The following is a 15581-nucleotide window of genomic DNA, read 5'->3' on the forward strand; positions in this document are numbered from 1 at the left end:
ATGACGAATAAGCACACACCGGTCTTTTTAATGCTTTGGGCAACGATGGGGTTTGCAGCACAGTGTAATAAAAACGGCAGCCCCGGAAGTACGCCTCCGGCGGCAATAAATGAAGCCGAAATCTGGCTTACAAAAGCAAATCAGTCAGCCTTACTCGAAAAACAATCCGGCGTTGTTACCGGTTTTGGAACGGTAAACAATGGCTTTCCCAATATAGACATCGATGAAAACAAAAAATATCAGTCCATTGATGGATTTGGTTATACGCTAACCGGAGGAAGTGCACAGCTTATCAATAAGATGAACACCGCTTCTAAAACCGCATTGCTGCAGGAATTGTTCGCAAAAGATGCGGGGTCCATAACGATCAGCTACCTGCGCATTAGCATGGGCGCTTCCGATCTGGACGCATCAGTATTTAGTTACAATGATCTGCCGGAGGGGCAAACAGATTCCGATCAGTTGAAGTTTAGCCTGTCCCCTGATAAGGACGCATTGATACCGCTGCTGAAGGAAATTCTTGCCATAAATCCTGCCATCAAAATCATTGCAACGCCCTGGAGTGCGCCGGTATGGATGAAGGATAATCAAAACAGCAAGGGCGGCAGCCTGAAGCCGGAATATCATGATTCCTATGCCACTTATTTTGTAAAGTACATACAAGCCATGAAAGCTGAAGGCATTATGATCGATGCCATTACACCGCAAAACGAACCCCTGCACCCCGGCAATAACCCCAGTATGTATATGACAGCCGAACAGCAAAGGGATTTTATAAAGAAAAGCCTGGGACCGGCATTCCGAACAGCCGGATTAACCACCAGAATTATCGTGTACGATCATAATCTCGACCGTCCGGACTATCCGGCAGTCATCTACAGGGATGCGGAAGCTGCTAAGTACGTAGACGGAGCGGCGTTTCATCTTTATGCCGGTGATGTAGCAGGCATGGGTAACCTGCACAATGATTTTCCGGAGAAACAGCTCTATTTTACCGAACAATGGACGGGGGCTAAAGGTAGCTTTGACGGCGATCTGCAATGGCATGTAAAAAATGTAATCATTGGTACCATGCGCAACTGGAGCAAAACTGCATTAGAGTGGAACCTGGCCAATGATCCGTCTTATGGTCCGCATACAACCGGGGGCTGCACCGAATGTAAGGGCGCGCTTACGATTAATGGTTCCTCCGTTTCCCGCAATGTATCCTACTATATTGTTGCACATGCCTCCAAATTTGTGCCCCCGGGTTCCGTAAGAATTGAAAGCAATATAGCAGGTCCTGTTCATAACGTGGCCTTTTTACGGCCGGATGGAAAGAAGGTGCTGATAGCATTAAACGAAGCAGATACCCCCTATACCGTGAACATCCGATATAAAAACAAATGGGCACCGGTAACAATCGCCTCAAAATCGGTAATGACAATGGTCTGGTAAATAACCGGCCCCATAGATTTAAAAAAGGAATGGAAAGAGCGGAACCTGCGGCCTTTTTTTCATGGCTGGTGCAGCTTAAAAATGGACAACAAACTTGGCAGCAGCGCTTCCCGGTTGTAACTTCAGGAATCTTAAAGTCTAATTATGTTGAGAATTATTGCGCTCTACGCTTTTCTGCTTACAGGTAATTATTCTTTTGCCCAGAAGCCGGCAGGCAGGTCCGATGCCATTCCGTATACTTTAAAGATCGATACACATATTTCCGATTCGGCATTAGTAGACCTTGTTCAGAAACAAACCCTGCGTTATTTCTGGGATTTTGCGCACCCGGTGAGCGGCATGGCGCGGGAGCGGAGCAACCGGTCCTTTGATTACGGGCAGGAAGTGGTAACCACCGGCGGTACCGGTTTTGGTGTAATGGCCATTATTGCCGGTGTAAACCGTGGATGGATCGGACGGGATACGGCTACCCGGTTCCTGCTGAAAATGGTAAAATGGTTATCGAAGGCAGATTCCTATCACGGCGTGTTTCCCCATTGGTACGATGGTGCAACCGGCAAAACCATTCCTTTCAGCAGGAAGGATGACGGTGCCGATCTGGTGGAATCTTCCTTTTTATTACAGGGATTATTATGTGTACGCCAGTATTTTGATAAGGACCTTCCCCTGGAAAAAGAACTACGCGGCCGCATCAACGGGTTATGGAATGAGGTGGAATGGGACTGGTTTACCCGTGGCGGGCAGGAGGTGTTATACTGGCACTGGAGTCCCAATAACGGGTGGGCCATGAATTTTCCGCTAAGGGGCTTCAATGAATGCCTGATCACCTATGTACTGGCTGCTTCTGCAGAACGCTATCCCGTAAGCCGGCAGGTGTACGACCGGGGCTGGGCACAGAGCAATTTTTTTAAGAACGGAAAAACGTTTTATAAATATATGTTGCCCCTTGGTTTTGATTACGGCGGACCGCTGTTCTTTTCGCATTATTCGTTCCTGGGATTAAGTCCCAAAGGATTAAAAGACCAGTACGCCGATTACTGGGTACAGAATCAAAACCATACGCTCATCAATTATGCATATTGTGTAGATAATCCAAAGGCATTTAAGGGCTATGGTGAACATTGCTGGGGGCTTACTGCCAGTGATGACCCTGATGGTTATGATGCACATCAGCCCGCCAATGACAATGGAACCATTACGCCTACGGCAGCCTTGTCGGCTTTCCCTTATACGCCGCAGCAATCGATGCAGGCGCTGCGGTATTTTTACGGAACGCTGGGTGATAAAATATGGACTGAATATGGGTTTACGGATGCCTTTAATGAAACAAAAGGCTGGTATGCAAAAAGCCATCTTGCTATTGACCAGGGCCCCATTGTGGTCATGATCGAGAATTACCGTACCGGGCTGCTCTGGAATTTATTTATGAGCTGTTCCGAAATACAAAATGGCTTGAAGAAACTGGGTTTTGCAAATGCCTACCAGCAATAAGCATATCAAACATAGGCCCCTTCTGCATTTAGAGGAAGCAGCATTGCTGGAACGGGTACAGCGGCAGACCTTTTCCTATTTCTGGGATTTTGCGCATCCTGCTTGTGGCCTGCCTAAGGAAAGAGATCATGAGCACTATAAGGATGTGATCACCACCGGAGGATCCGGCTTTGGGGTAATGACGCTGATCGTTGCCACAGAACGGAAATGGATCAACCGGGAGCAGGCGATCGCCCGTCTTTTAAAGATCCTTTCTTTTTTGGACCGGGCCGAAAAGCATCATGGGGCCTTCTCCCATTGGCTAAACGGACGAACCGGCAAAACCATACCGTTTGCAAAAAAAGATGACGGTGCAGACCTGGTGGAGACCGCCTTTTTATTTCAGGGCCTGTTAACGGTACGACAATATTTTAACCGGAGGAACAAAGAGGAGCAAACCATCCGGGCAATGATCACCAAACTCTGGAAACAGGTAGAATGGAGCTGGTTTACACGGGGGCGTGATGTATTGTACTGGCATTGGAGCCCCCAATACCGGTGGGCGATGAATTTACCCATTGAAGGATACAATGAAGCGTTGATCACTTACATACTGGCGGCCGCGGCTCCGGAGCATTCTATTTCGAGGAAGATATATGAAACGGGATGGGCCCGGAGCGGCAACATGCGGAACGGGAACTTCTTTTATAAAACAAAGCTGCCACTGGGTCCCGATTTTGGCGGGCCTTTGTTTTTTGCCCATTACAGTTTTACCGGGCTGGATCCCCGTGGATTGAAAGATGCGTTTGCCGATTATGGAAAGCAAAACAAAGCTCATGTAACGATCAACTACCGGTATTGTGTAGATAACCCCAAAGGATATAAAAACTACGGCAAACACTCGTGGGGGTTATCTGCCTGTGATTATAAACGAAGATACCGGGAGCATTCCCCGGTAAAAGACAACGGCACCATTTGTTGTGCCGCAGCGCTTTCCAGTATGCCGTATCGTTCAAAGGAATCCCTGGCGGCCTTGCGGTATTTTTACGAGGTGCTGGGCGCTAAGATCTGGAGCCAATATGGCTTTTCGGAAAGTTATAACGAAACAAGGAAATGGTTTGCCACTTCGCACCTGGCCATTAACCAGGGCGCTACCATCCTCATGATAGAGAACTACCGCACAGGGTTGTTATGGAAATGGTTTATGAAAGACAAAGAGGTACAGCGGGGACTAAAGAAACTTGGATTTAAAAGCCCGCATCTGAAATGATGTTACAGGAGCAAGATGGCGCAAATCAGTGCTTCCGCGTTTGCAGTGGCGAAAGAATAATTTCATCAAAAACAAGAGAAATGAAAAAATATATATTGTTGCTCCTTCTGATCTTTGCTGTTTTAAAGGGGTCGGTAGCCCAAAGAACCTATTGCAATCCCATCAATATTGACTATGGGTATACGCCCATTCCTAATTTCAGCGAATGGGGACGGCACCGGGCCACGGCCGATCCGGTGATCGTAAACTACAAGGGCGATTACTACCTGTTCAGCACCAACCAATGGGGTTACTGGTGGAGCAGTGATCTGCTGAACTGGAACTTTGTTTCAAAAAAATTCCTGCGGCCATGGAATACCAATACCTATGATGAGCTTTGTGCACCAGCGGTGGGTATTGTTGGAGATACCATGCTGGTATTCGGTTCTACCTATACCCGGAACTTTACACTCTGGATGAGCACTAACCCAAAAGAAAACGACTGGAAGCCGCTGGTAGATTCTTTTGAGATCGGAGGCTGGGATCCTGCATTCTTTACCGATGATGATGGCCGGTTTTATATGTACAATGGCAGCAGCAATGTATATCCCTTGTATGGCATTGAACTGAACCGGAAAACCTTTCAACCCACAGGCACCCGCAAAGAAATGTATTTCCTGCAGGGCTGGAGATACGGATGGCAGCGGTTTGGGGAGTATATGGACAATACGTTTTTAGATGCATTTATTGAGGGCGCCTGGATGACCAAGCACAACGGAAAATATTATTTACAGTACGGGGCGCCGGGTACGGAATTCAGTGGCTATGCAGACGGGGTGGTCGTGGGCGACAGCCCATTGGGACCTTTTACGCCGCAGTCGGATCCATATAGCATCAAACTCGGCGGCTTTATGCGGGGGGCCGGGCACGGCGCTACCTTCCAGGATAATTTTAAAAATTACTGGCATGTTTCCACCGGTATCATTTCTGTAAAGAACACATTTGAACGAAGGATCGGCATCTGGCCCTCGGGGTTTGACAAGGAAGGGGTGATGTACTGTAATACGGCCTTTGGAGATTATCCCACCTACCTTCCATCATCGCTCGATGCGGAAGTGGGAGATACCATGCGATCGCTGTTTACGGGTTGGATGTTGTTGAACTATAACAAACCGGTGCAGGTTTCCTCCACGCTTGGTGATTATGCCCCGAACAATGCCGTAGATGAAAAGATCAAAACCTACTGGAGCGCCCAAACGGGTAATAAAGGCGAGTGGATCCAATCGGACCTGGGCCATATATCTACCGTGCACGCGGTGCAGATCAACTATGCCGACCAGGATGTGGCCCCGGATCATCTTGGAAAAATCGAGGGTCAGTTTCACCAATACCTGCTGTCTTATTCAACGGACGGCAAAAAATGGAAGCCATTGATCGATAAAAGCAATAATAAAAAGGATGTGCCGCATGATTATGTGGAGTTGGACAATCCCGTACAGGCACGGTTCATCCGGTTGGAGAATATACATATGCCCACCGGTACATTTGCCATCAGCGGCCTGCGGGTATTTGGCAATGGTAACGGCGCCAGACCGGCGGCTATAAAGGATTTTATCGTACTGCGCACCGAAAAAGACAAACGCAGCGCTTATATCAAATGGCGCCCGGTGGATAATGCCTATGCGTATAATATTTATTATGGAACAGCTCCGGATAAATTGTATACCTGCATTATGATACACGCTGATAACGAGTATTGGATGAAGGCAATGGATGGATTGAAAACATATTATTACCGTATTGAGGCGGTTAACGAGAACGGCGTCAGTGAGCGGAGTGAAATCATTAAAGTAGATTAAATTCGCGTGCAGGTATTGCTCACAGATTACACAGGTTTCTATAGAGGAGTATTAACAAGTTTTGTGTAAATCTGCGAGAGCGAAAAAAACGGAATGATAGGTCCGCTTAAGCCGTAATGAGCGTATCAATTGAAAAGAATAAAATAAAAACATGAAGAAAATTTGTTTGCTTTTAGTATTGTTATCATTGTCTGTAATGCGTGTATGGGCGCAGACTGCGCCGTTTTATAAAGACATCCAGCAGTTTAAAGTGCTTGATCAGCAACAGGCTCCGCCAAAAAAGGCAATCCTGTTTATTGGTAGCTCTTCCTTTACCAAATGGAAAGATGTAGGAGATTACTTCCCGGGGTACACAATTATCAACCGGGGATTTGGAGGCTCAACCCTTAAGGACCTGATTTATTATTTTAATGACCTGGTGCCCGTTTACCGGCCTCGGCAGATCGTGATCTACTGTGGCGAGAATGACCTGGCGAACGATCAAACACCCGCTGATAGCGCCGTCAGCCGGTTTAAACAGTTATACCGCCTGATCCGTGGATATAATAAAAAGGTACCGGTTGATTTTATCTCGATCAAACCCAGCCCGGTTCGTGCCAAATATTTTACCAAGGTACAGGAGGCCAATGCTGGCATCAAGGCGTTTATCAGCACTCAAAAACATACACGGTATATCGATGTATTTCCCGCTATGCTGGGTGAAAACGGCAAACCGATGCCACATATTTTCCTGGGTGACAGCCTGCATATGAATGCCGGCGGTTACCAGATCTGGCAGAAGATCATGCAGCCTTACCTGAAAAAATAGAGCGCGGGCATTACCGTATGCACCCCGCAGTATTCAATAAAAATCTGGAACCATGATAAAGAGAAACAAAATCAACAGGCGCCGGTACACTCAAAAAGTATTGCTGTTCCTGATCCTGCTGGCCGTTACTGTAGCCGGAGCCTATGCACAAACCAATGCTGCAAAGCCGGATAGCCGGATGAACGCGTTTATCACCACGCTGATGAGCAAGATGACGCTGGAAGAGAAAATCGGTCAGTTGAACCTGCCCAGTGCCGGGGAGTTCACAACCGGTACTGCCACCAACTCGGATATCGGTAAAAATGTAAAGGAAGGCCGGGTTGGCGGACTATTCAATATCAAGGGCGTAGAAAAAATAAAAGCGATCCAGAAAGTAGCCGTTGAAGAAAGCCGCATGAAGATCCCTATGTTGTTCGGGATGGATGTGATCCACGGTTATGAAACCACCTTTCCCATACCACTGGGACTTTCCTGCACCTGGAATATGAAAGCCATAGAACAGTCGGCACGGATTGCGGCTATTGAAGCCAGCGCGGATGGTATTTCCTGGACCTTCAGTCCTATGGTGGATATTGCCCGGGATCCCCGGTGGGGCAGGGTTTCGGAAGGAAACGGGGAAGATCCCTACCTGGGGTCGCAGATCGCGAAAGCAATGGTAACAGGATACCAGGGCGACTACTCAAAAAACAGCCATATCATGGCCTGTGTAAAACACTACGCCCTGTATGGTGCTGCAGAAGCAGGGCGGGATTATAATACAGTAGACATGAGTCATCTTCGCATGTACAATGAATATTTTCCGCCGTATAAAGCAGCAGTAGATGCAGGGGTGGGCAGTGTGATGGCTTCCTTTAATGTGGTAGACGGTATCCCGGCAACCGGTAACCGGTGGCTGCTCACCGATGTGTTGCGGAAACAATGGGGTTTCAACGGCTTTGTGGTAACCGATTATACAGGGATCAATGAAATGATCGATCACGGTATGGGAGACCTCCAGGCTGTTTCGGCCCTGGCGCTGAAAGCTGGTGTGGATATGGATATGGTAGGCGAAGGTTTTTTAAAAACGCTGAAGAAGTCGCTGGAAGGAAAAAAGATCACACTGGCCGAAATCAATACAGCCTGCCGCAATGTACTGGTAGCAAAATACAAGCTGGGTTTGTTTGCGGATCCGTATAAATATTGCAATGAACAGCGTGCAAAAACCGAGATCTATACATCAGAGCACCGCAATGTTGCGCGACAGATCGCTGCTGAAAGTTTTGTGCTGTTGAAAAATGAAGGCAATGTGTTGCCGTTAAAAAAAACAGCTAAGATTGCCCTGGTGGGGCCCCTGGCCGATGCTGCCAATAATATGGCGGGTACCTGGAGCGTGGCCACTGTGCAGGACCGTTCCATTTCTGTTCTGGCAGGCTTAAAAGCAGCACTGGGTGATAAGGCCACTGTGCAGTATGCCAAGGGGTGTAACCTTACGGGAGATGCCGATCTGGAGGAGCGGGCTACCATGTTTGGAAAAACACTGAACCGCGAACGGGATACGCGTACCCCGGAAACTATGAAGGAGGAGGCCCTGAAGCTGGCTGCGGAATCGGATGTGATAGTTGCTGCTGTGGGCGAGTCTGCCGAATTTAGCGGTGAAAGCAGCAGCCGAACCGATTTGAATATTCCACATATACAGCAGGATTTGTTGAAAGCCTTGCTGAAAACCGGAAAACCCGTGGTATTGGTGCTGTTTACCGGACGTCCGCTCACCCTGAACTGGGAGCAGAAAAATATACCGGCGATCCTGAACGTATGGTTTGGAGGTTCGGAGGCAGGTGCTGCGATCGCAGATGTGTTATTCGGAGATGTAAACCCTTCCGGGAAACTGACCATGTCCTTTCCGCAAAATGTGGGACAAATTCCGCTTTATTACGCCCATCTGAATACGGGCAGACCGCTGCCGGAGGGTAAATGGTTTCAGAAGTTCCGGTCCAATTATCTGGATGTTTCCAATGACCCGCTGTACCCGTTTGGTTATGGCATCGGGTATTCGGCATTTACCTACGGTGATCTTAGGTTGAGCCATAAATCACTGAAAGGGAACCAGGAATTAAAGGCCTCCATCACGCTTACCAACAGTGGAAAATATGATGGAGCCGAAGTGGTGCAGTTGTATATCCGCGACCTGGTGGGATCGGTAAGCCGGCCCGTAAAAGAGCTGAAAGGCTTTCAGAAAGTTTGGCTAAAGGCTGGCGAATCCAAAACCGTTACGTTTGAGATAACCACCGAAGATCTGAAATTTTACAATAGCCAGTTAAAATACGATTGGGAGCCCGGTGCATTCGAGATTATGATCGGGGGTAATTCCAGGGATGTGAAGAGGGAGCAGGTGAACTGGGAGAAATAGTGATCTGGAAGTGGATGTAAAAGGAGCGCGGCTGCATGTAGCACTTTTTTTGTAGCAAAAAAAATGCTACAGATTTTTATGCTACAAAATTGCCGGGTTTTATCCGACATACTTCCCCGGAAGTGTTAAGCCGGCCGGATCGGGGTGTCAATGTTGTTCTATTCCAATATACAGCTGCCGATCATACACTTCAAAAATATAACAGGGCCAGGTTATCTTGTTTTCATACAGCCCCTTCCGGTACCAGGGCTGGTAAGTAGCCGTTATATAAAGGTGTTTATCGGGGAAGAGCGGTGAGGTATAATGTTTTTGAATATCAGGTAGCCCCAGGTAATAAGCGGAATCGAACAATGTAAATTGCAGCGAATCAAACTCTGCTGCCAGCTGGTTGGCCTGGACCTGCTGGTGTACCGTATGGGCTGCCCTCCAGGAAGCCTGTGGTTCCGTGGCCACATAAAATGTAGACAGGGGCATCACGAGCTCTTTACCCTCGGTATCGGCTACTGCAGACCGGTGCAGCGCCGCAAATTCACCTTTTGAAGCATGCACAAAATCCCGGTCGCGCGCTTTCATAAACAACTGCACACAAGGCAGGCTGCGGCAATCAGCCAGCTCAATCAACTCAATTGCCGTAAGTACATCCCTTTGAGGGGTATACGGTTCCAACGCGGCACGGTCTGCTTTTTGTACTTTTTCCAGGTCGCCGGCATCTGCCCGCCGCCGGTTGGAAGGGCTGGCACAGGAGGAAAGCGCCACACTGCATGCATAGATTGGAAGACCGCCGATCAGCAGTGCCGCCAACAACCTAAGAGGCCCGGATAGGATTCGTTGCATGTTCCGATTTTATTTGATCCTGAAAAAAGCAAGCCCGGTGGTATCGAGCCTTCCCCCGGGATTTAATACCATCTTGTCATATCCCCCGTCCAGGGCCACTACATCATAGGGAGTGATATAAGCGATGTAATGATTGATAATCGTGTCACCCTGATCACTGACGGCGATCAAACGCGGATACTGATCTGTGCTGCTGTTTCCAGATACGGTTACGATTGCGTAGCTTCCGTTAATGGTGGTAGTATCACGACCAGGATATTGTACCAACTTGTATAGAAAACCGCCATCCCGCTGCAGGCGAAACCGGATAAAGCTTCCGTCGGATTTTTGTGCCCAGGAACCCAGGTATTCTTCGTTTTCACGAACAATTTCCGTGTCCTGATTTCGCTCGGTGCGACGGTCCGCCCATTTACGGATACCGAGATATCCACCAACGGTTACTAGTATAAGCAGGGCTCCCAGAATGTAGGGCGATGCAAAGATTCGGGCAATAAGGGAAGAAAAAAGTGGAACATCAGTTATTTTTTGAATCAGTGCCATAAATAGGACTTGCTGTTTAATTGAAGCTTTTTTTATGGCCGCAGGCTGGTCTGTGGCCATAAAAAAATAGAGCGTTCTCAGCTAAACAGCAGGCCCTAAATAATAAAGGATACTGGGGTGCGCCGGCAATACTGATAACTGTTTACCCCGTCCCCCCTGGCGGTACCTGTTGCCATGGATTGGGAGTTTGAAAACCTTCTGTACATTTTTAAAGCAGCTCCCAGCTGTAATACACCCTGTATTTACCATCATGCGCTGTACATTCTGCGGAAAAAACGGGAGACCTTAATTGCCCGTCCCAGGTATGATTTTTCCCGGATAGTGTAATATAAACCTGCATGGGAGGAAAGAAATCATCCTCGTAGGCACGGGAAAATTCTGAGCCGATAAATTCATCAAATTTTTTTAAAGCAAGCGTGCCTTTGTGAAGCAGCTGTGTGCCTACCCTTAGCGCCACGGGCAGATCCTTTGCCTTCGGATTCGAACTGGAATAATTGTACAAAAAGTCCCAAAGACTGTCCCAGCTGCGGTTGTTGTCTTTTTCGGCTAAAATAATCCCGGCGCCATAAGTAGAGCCGTTTTCTGCTGCAGCAATATGCATGCTTAAGAGCGCCTTCGGAGGATTAAAATTAAACTGATCTCCGTCGTCAAAATCACCATAAACAGAAAAGGCATTTTTTCTTACCAGTTCCAGGTTGTCCGTCATAGTAAAAGCCGCCATATAGATTTCATCATTCCCGATTTTTTCCCTCCATTTACCGCCGGTTTCATCGATGCATTTTACACTGTGAACGCTTAGTTTGAGATTTGTTGCCATAGTTGATAATTTTAAATATTTTGTAAAAAACAGGAGGAACCCCGCCTAGAAGCTTCCTCCAAGATCTGTATGTCCGTCTTGGCAATCCCTTTTTTAGCAGGAGAAGCCACCGTTACCGGGAACGGAATGCAACTTCCTTTTCCATGCATGGTTTTATCCGCTCGAATATGGAATCCCTTCTATCCGCATTGTCTTTATAGCTTTCTTCCATGTTCTTTTCAAATAATATTTTAGCCGCTACAATGTTGTTTAATTCGGCATCACTGCTGTTTTTGGCTGCAGCGATGGATTGGTCGATAAGGGAACAGTACGCATCCGCGGCAGCGGTTGCGTCGCTATAAGCCGCAGGTAGCAGGGATTCGGCGCCAGGGTCCGGAGCAACAGCCGTAACATGGGCGTTTTTGCCTTCTGATGCAGCTTCACAGGCTTTCACGGCCTTAAATATTGCCTGCATTACGGCCGTATCCTTCTGGTATTTTGCTTCCATCATTTTTTCAAAGTTTTTCCGGGCTTCCAGTGCCTTTTCTTTTTCTGTACCTGTAGCCCCGGAAACCTTGCTGTTCAGCGCGCACCATTCCGCTGCAATCGATTCAGGGGTTTCTCTTTTATTGCTGCATGCGATCAGCAGGACGGCGATCAGCAGTGTTGTTAATGATTGATAGTTGTTGCGCATTGTGATAAGGTTTAAGAAAGTGATTGGTTATGGATTTCTTTGGTTTGTATTGCCGCCACTAGTTTGTCGATATTCATCATGCCATAATTAAATATATGTACCGAATCATCCGGCATCGTAATAAAGACTTTTTTTGAAAGGAGGCTTTTTTGAACGGTCACGTCTTTAATATCAGACTTGTTCAGCACGATCATTCCTTTGCGGTTGTAAATCGATAACGACAAGGAATCCATATCATGCTGCGGCAGGAACAACAGGCGCTGGTTGGTAATGGTGAGCTTACCGACCGCAGCCTTATTATTGGGACCAATATAGTTGATGGCCCAGGTATCGATAGGGGCTTCGTTGGGTTGTAATTCAAATTTCATGATCTTTGATTGGGGGTTAAAAAATCCGGTTTTGTTTCATTCTTTTTGGTACGGGGGCTTTTCTGCAACAGGGTTTTATTCGGTGCAGCAAGACTATCCGCCGGTTTGCCGCCCGTAGCAGAAAGGGCTGATTTCCTTTTTACAGTATCGGTGGTTACCACGAGGAAATCCAGTTGCCCCTTGCCGGCTTTCCGGCTTTGAGCACCGGCAACGGAACCTGAAAGCAGCCAGATGGTTAATAATAAAATCGATTTCATAAAAGATCGTTTTTAAAAGGGCTCTTGTTTAAAGCGTGATCGATATAAGGTCTCTTTATCTGTTCCGGAGCAGGTGAAAAAGAATACCTGGGGGCTGTATTCCCTGATCATTTGCCTGTGGCACAACCTGCAGGCTCTGATTTGATAAAGTTGGCATGACTGGCCCCATAGGTACCACCCCCGCTATAATCCTGAACAATATTTACATAAATGATCCGGCAAAAACCATCATCGGTACTGGTCTTTGGGTATTGCGCATAGATCATTCCATGCTTAAACCTTGCTGTAGGGATCCCGAACTCGTTTTTTGAGATCAGCCAGTTCGACTCCATCAGGCCGGTGCCCAGTACTTTTGCCTGGGCCAGGTCCGTAACGCCGCTGCGCAGGATTCGCTCTTCGGCCGCGTTGTGTACGTTATAGCCCACCGGTTTATAAAGAGGTAATGTCTTTTGAGCGGCCTGGGCAATTTCTTCAAGAAGCCCGGAAAGACAGGGATACAGGTGCCCGTATTTCTTTTCAAATGCTTTACGCTCCGAGGGCGAAATGGCTGCCCGCAGGTATTCGTTCCATCCGTCGTTAAAATCCTGTACATACCAGCCTCTTCCGGTAGTAAAACTTTTAGCCTGTTCCAGTGTTTTTTGCATATTTTCTTTGTAAATACCCACCCGGGTTTTATCGATATCGCTCAGCCGGCTGCAATCTCCTGCATCGGGCAGGTCGGCTACAATGCACTGGTAATATGCTTCCCGGTTGGTAAGGATATCATCCCAGATCGCCGGGTTTTCATCAAACCCTTTGCCTGTGTTGGGCCTTGAAGGAAACATGCGTTTAAATTCGCGTTCCAGTTCCGCCAGTTTGGGCAGCTCGTTCTTGAGCTGGTTTTTTACGTCGTAATCGGTATTGCTGATACTGCGGTTGGCATACCCTAACTTGTCGCGATCGATATTGTGTTTCTTTGCATAGCAGTCCAGGTACGGGCTGATGAAGAACGCACGATCATCGGCTACAACACGGTTGGGATCGTAGCCCTGCCGGAATTTGCCAATAGCCATAAACCAGCTTTCGCCATTGGGGCCTTCATCCGCAGAACGACTGTCACTGGATGGGTTTGCTGCCGTTTTCTCTTTCTTGGTTGCGGGCAGCCTGGGCGTTCGCACCGATATAGAGATCTGAGCTTCAAGACTCAGCTGTGCGAACAATGCTACTGGAAGCATCAGGAAAAACAGGAATTTCTTTTTCATTTGAAGGAGTGTTGGGTAAAAGAAAAATAAGAGGGGCTCATTCTTTCATGAATTTTACGATGCGGTCAACATGCTGCGCCGTCTTCAGTCCCTGTTTCATCCCTTCTTCGCAGGCGCGTGGGGTATGGATACCGCCATACAGTCTTGAAAAGGCAATATCATGGGCCATGTCGTAAAAAGAATGATAATGGCGGCTGCCTAAAAGAACCTCGTTACCGTCGATCATTTCTTTTTCGCTGGCATAGGTACTGTTGGTAAAGTCTATATGATCGCCAAAAATGCTGGTCAGCGCAAAGGCAAAGCTGGAGCTGAATACGGCATGGTTGGATGGAAAATCGGGGTGTGCAGGTGTAGGAATATACGATTTCCAGGTCTTTGCCGCATTGTCCGTTTGCCCGATGACTCTTTGGATAAACTGGAAGGGGCGCTCCGTGGCATACATGAACTTGGCCTTAAAGGAGCCGATGGTGCCGTCGATCAGGCTGATGCCGGCCTTAGCATAGGCCTGAGCGGCTTTATCGAGCGATGGATCGAGCTGTTCTATTACCTGCTTTAATATGGAGAAGTAATGCGCACCGGCGGGATAGCGTTTGCCGGGATCGTCGTAGTATTTGGCCTGTAACTTCTGCTCATAGGTTAGGTGTTTAGAAACAATATATACCTCCTGCATATCATTGTAATAAGCGGAGCCAGGTGTTTCATTATATGCATTGGGACTGGAAATAGTGTTGTCGATGCTGCCGGGTACGATGGTACGCGTTTCGCCCCAGTAAGCGATCCCCTTTGGAACGGTATACGGGGCCGGCGGATTGCTTTCGGGCCACCACATACCGGCGCCGTTATTCGTAAGCTTAAAATCGGGCCACAATGTCCAGGGGTGATCGGTAGCCGCCCAGGAGGCTATAGCGGCAGCTACGGCCTTACCAAATGTCTTTGAGCGTTCAAAAATTTCCGCATTGCCGGTTTCATTTGAATAAACTTCATTCAGGGAGTCTTCCAGCTGCTTTACAAGCGTACCGGTAGCAGGTGTAAAAGTAAAAAGTTGCCTGGTCATTTCTGCCAGGGCAGCATTGGCACAGGTGGGCCAGTGATAAGCTTTGCCAGGTGCTGTGTGCGGCATTTCCGGCATCTGGTTCAACTGGCCATAGAGGCTCTGGTAGGCGGGCATTCCGGGTTGCACTGCCTCATACAACGCAACACCACAGTAGGCCATATACCTTCCGGCATTGATCCCGTATGAACTAGGTGGGGCATACAATAAAGCCGTTTGCACTCTCAGCCATTTTTTTACAACATCGGCTGTGAAGGTTTTGGTTTGTTTTACATGACCGTTTGTTTCGTTATTTCTTCCTGCAGCGATGCGTTCGGTTTCCCGTGAAGAAGCCGGCGACTGTATTTGTTTCTGGCAGGAAAGAAAGAGTAATACAGCTAGCAGGAGCAGTGTGACGTGTTGGTGTGTTATTGGTTTCATAATTAAAGCGTTTAAGTTAGGGTATGATTGTCTGTTTAAGCCAAAGCTAAGTTGTTAAAGGACCCTTTGCGGAAGCTATTGAGCCAATGGCGGTACTGACTGGAAGAACGGCACGCTCCCGAAGATTTATTTTTAGCAGCATCATTACATGAGCGGAGGCCACTGCAGTAT

The 15581-nt window shown here is 47.8% G+C and carries 14 protein-coding genes; 6 read left to right on the forward strand and 8 right to left on the reverse strand.

Translation table 11 applies throughout. The features are described 5' to 3' along the window. The 6 genes from LL912_RS18635 (at position 1) to bglX (ending at position 9209) form a co-directional block, all read left to right on the forward strand. Positions 1-1437, forward strand: coding sequence for a glycoside hydrolase family 30 protein (locus LL912_RS18635; RefSeq protein WP_235555112.1), 1437 nt, complete (start codon positions 1-3; stop codon positions 1435-1437). A 144-nt stretch (positions 1438-1581) separates the two neighbouring features. Beyond that, positions 1582-2928 (forward strand): glucoamylase family protein, encoded by a 1347-nt coding sequence (locus LL912_RS18640; protein WP_235555113.1) that lies wholly within the window; start codon positions 1582-1584, stop codon positions 2926-2928. After that, positions 2912-4177 carry a glucoamylase family protein gene (locus LL912_RS18645; protein ID WP_235555114.1) on the forward strand — a complete coding sequence of 422 codons (1266 nt, stop codon included), beginning with the start codon at positions 2912-2914 and terminating at the stop codon, positions 4175-4177. The genes LL912_RS18640 and LL912_RS18645 overlap by 17 nt, the downstream gene beginning before the upstream one ends. 80 nt (positions 4178-4257) lie before the next feature. After that, positions 4258-6015: a family 43 glycosylhydrolase gene (locus tag LL912_RS18650; RefSeq protein ID WP_235555115.1), complete on the forward strand. Its 1758-nt coding sequence runs from the start codon at positions 4258-4260 to the stop codon at positions 6013-6015. Positions 6016-6166: 151 nt separating this feature from the next. Then, on the forward strand, positions 6167-6823 hold the full coding sequence (locus LL912_RS18655; RefSeq protein ID WP_235555116.1) for a GDSL-type esterase/lipase family protein: 657 nt from the start codon (positions 6167-6169) through the stop codon (positions 6821-6823). Between the two features lie 52 nt (positions 6824-6875). After that, positions 6876-9209: a beta-glucosidase BglX gene (gene bglX / locus LL912_RS18660; protein WP_235555117.1), complete on the forward strand. Its 2334-nt coding sequence runs from the start codon at positions 6876-6878 to the stop codon at positions 9207-9209. Positions 9210-9356: 147 nt separating this feature from the next. Here the strand turns inward: bglX and LL912_RS18665 are convergent, their stop codons facing one another. The 8 genes from LL912_RS18665 to LL912_RS18700 form a co-directional block, all read right to left on the reverse strand. Then, the gene (locus LL912_RS18665) at positions 9357-10043 is read right to left on the reverse strand and encodes a hypothetical protein (RefSeq protein ID WP_235555118.1); all 687 of its coding nucleotides are present in this window, start codon (positions 10041-10043) and stop codon (positions 9357-9359) included. 9 nt (positions 10044-10052) lie between these two features. Continuing rightward, a complete protein-coding gene (locus LL912_RS18670; protein WP_235555119.1) occupies positions 10053-10583 on the reverse strand; it encodes a hypothetical protein in 531 nt (176 codons plus the stop codon). Between the two features lie 208 nt (positions 10584-10791). Next, a complete protein-coding gene (locus LL912_RS18675; protein ID WP_235555120.1) occupies positions 10792-11400 on the reverse strand; it encodes a hypothetical protein in 609 nt (202 codons plus the stop codon). A 112-nt stretch (positions 11401-11512) separates the two neighbouring features. Beyond that, entirely contained in the window at positions 11513-12073 is a 561-nt protein-coding gene (locus LL912_RS18680) for a hypothetical protein (RefSeq protein ID WP_235555121.1), read from the reverse strand. An 11-nt stretch (positions 12074-12084) separates the two neighbouring features. Continuing rightward, the gene (locus LL912_RS18685; RefSeq protein WP_235555122.1) at positions 12085-12441 is read right to left on the reverse strand and encodes a PH domain-containing protein; all 357 of its coding nucleotides are present in this window, start codon (positions 12439-12441) and stop codon (positions 12085-12087) included. Continuing rightward, positions 12438-12698: a hypothetical protein gene (locus LL912_RS18690; RefSeq protein ID WP_235555123.1), complete on the reverse strand. Its 261-nt coding sequence runs from the start codon at positions 12696-12698 to the stop codon at positions 12438-12440. The genes LL912_RS18685 and LL912_RS18690 overlap by 4 nt, the downstream gene beginning before the upstream one ends. A gap of 107 nt (positions 12699-12805) precedes the next feature. Then, the gene (locus LL912_RS18695) at positions 12806-13939 is read right to left on the reverse strand and encodes a hypothetical protein (RefSeq protein ID WP_235555124.1); all 1134 of its coding nucleotides are present in this window, start codon (positions 13937-13939) and stop codon (positions 12806-12808) included. A 37-nt stretch (positions 13940-13976) separates the two neighbouring features. Continuing rightward, positions 13977-15410 (reverse strand): vanadium-dependent haloperoxidase, encoded by a 1434-nt coding sequence (locus tag LL912_RS18700; protein WP_235555125.1) that lies wholly within the window; start codon positions 15408-15410, stop codon positions 13977-13979. Positions 15411-15581 lie beyond the last annotated feature (171 nt).

The sequence above is a fragment of the Niabella agricola genome (genome assembly GCF_021538615.1).
Classification (GTDB): domain Bacteria; phylum Bacteroidota; class Bacteroidia; order Chitinophagales; family Chitinophagaceae; genus Niabella; species Niabella agricola.

Bases quoted from the DNA above. Each gene is read 5' to 3' on its own strand.
- LL912_RS18690 (WP_235555123.1), bottom strand. From the start codon at position 12,698: ATGAAATCGATTTTATTATTAACCATCTGGCTGCTTTCAGGTTCCGTT.
- LL912_RS18665 (WP_235555118.1), bottom strand. From the start codon at position 10,043: ATGCAACGAATCCTATCCGGGCCTCTTAGGTTGTTGGCGGCACTGCTG.
- LL912_RS18670 (WP_235555119.1), bottom strand. From the start codon at position 10,583: ATGGCACTGATTCAAAAAATAACTGATGTTCCACTTTTTTCTTCCCTT.
- LL912_RS18645 (WP_235555114.1), top strand. From the start codon at position 2,912: ATGCCTACCAGCAATAAGCATATCAAACATAGGCCCCTTCTGCATTTA.
- LL912_RS18685 (WP_235555122.1), bottom strand. From the start codon at position 12,441: ATGAAATTTGAATTACAACCCAACGAAGCCCCTATCGATACCTGGGCC.
- bglX (WP_235555117.1), top strand. From the start codon at position 6,876: ATGATAAAGAGAAACAAAATCAACAGGCGCCGGTACACTCAAAAAGTA.
- LL912_RS18680 (WP_235555121.1), bottom strand. From the start codon at position 12,073: ATGCGCAACAACTATCAATCATTAACAACACTGCTGATCGCCGTCCTG.
- LL912_RS18640 (WP_235555113.1), top strand. From the start codon at position 1,582: ATGTTGAGAATTATTGCGCTCTACGCTTTTCTGCTTACAGGTAATTAT.
- LL912_RS18675 (WP_235555120.1), bottom strand. From the start codon at position 11,400: ATGGCAACAAATCTCAAACTAAGCGTTCACAGTGTAAAATGCATCGAT.
- LL912_RS18635 (WP_235555112.1), top strand. From the start codon at position 1: ATGACGAATAAGCACACACCGGTCTTTTTAATGCTTTGGGCAACGATG.
- LL912_RS18700 (WP_235555125.1), bottom strand. From the start codon at position 15,410: ATGAAACCAATAACACACCAACACGTCACACTGCTCCTGCTAGCTGTA.
- LL912_RS18695 (WP_235555124.1), bottom strand. From the start codon at position 13,939: ATGAAAAAGAAATTCCTGTTTTTCCTGATGCTTCCAGTAGCATTGTTC.
- LL912_RS18655 (WP_235555116.1), top strand. From the start codon at position 6,167: ATGAAGAAAATTTGTTTGCTTTTAGTATTGTTATCATTGTCTGTAATG.
- LL912_RS18650 (WP_235555115.1), top strand. From the start codon at position 4,258: ATGAAAAAATATATATTGTTGCTCCTTCTGATCTTTGCTGTTTTAAAG.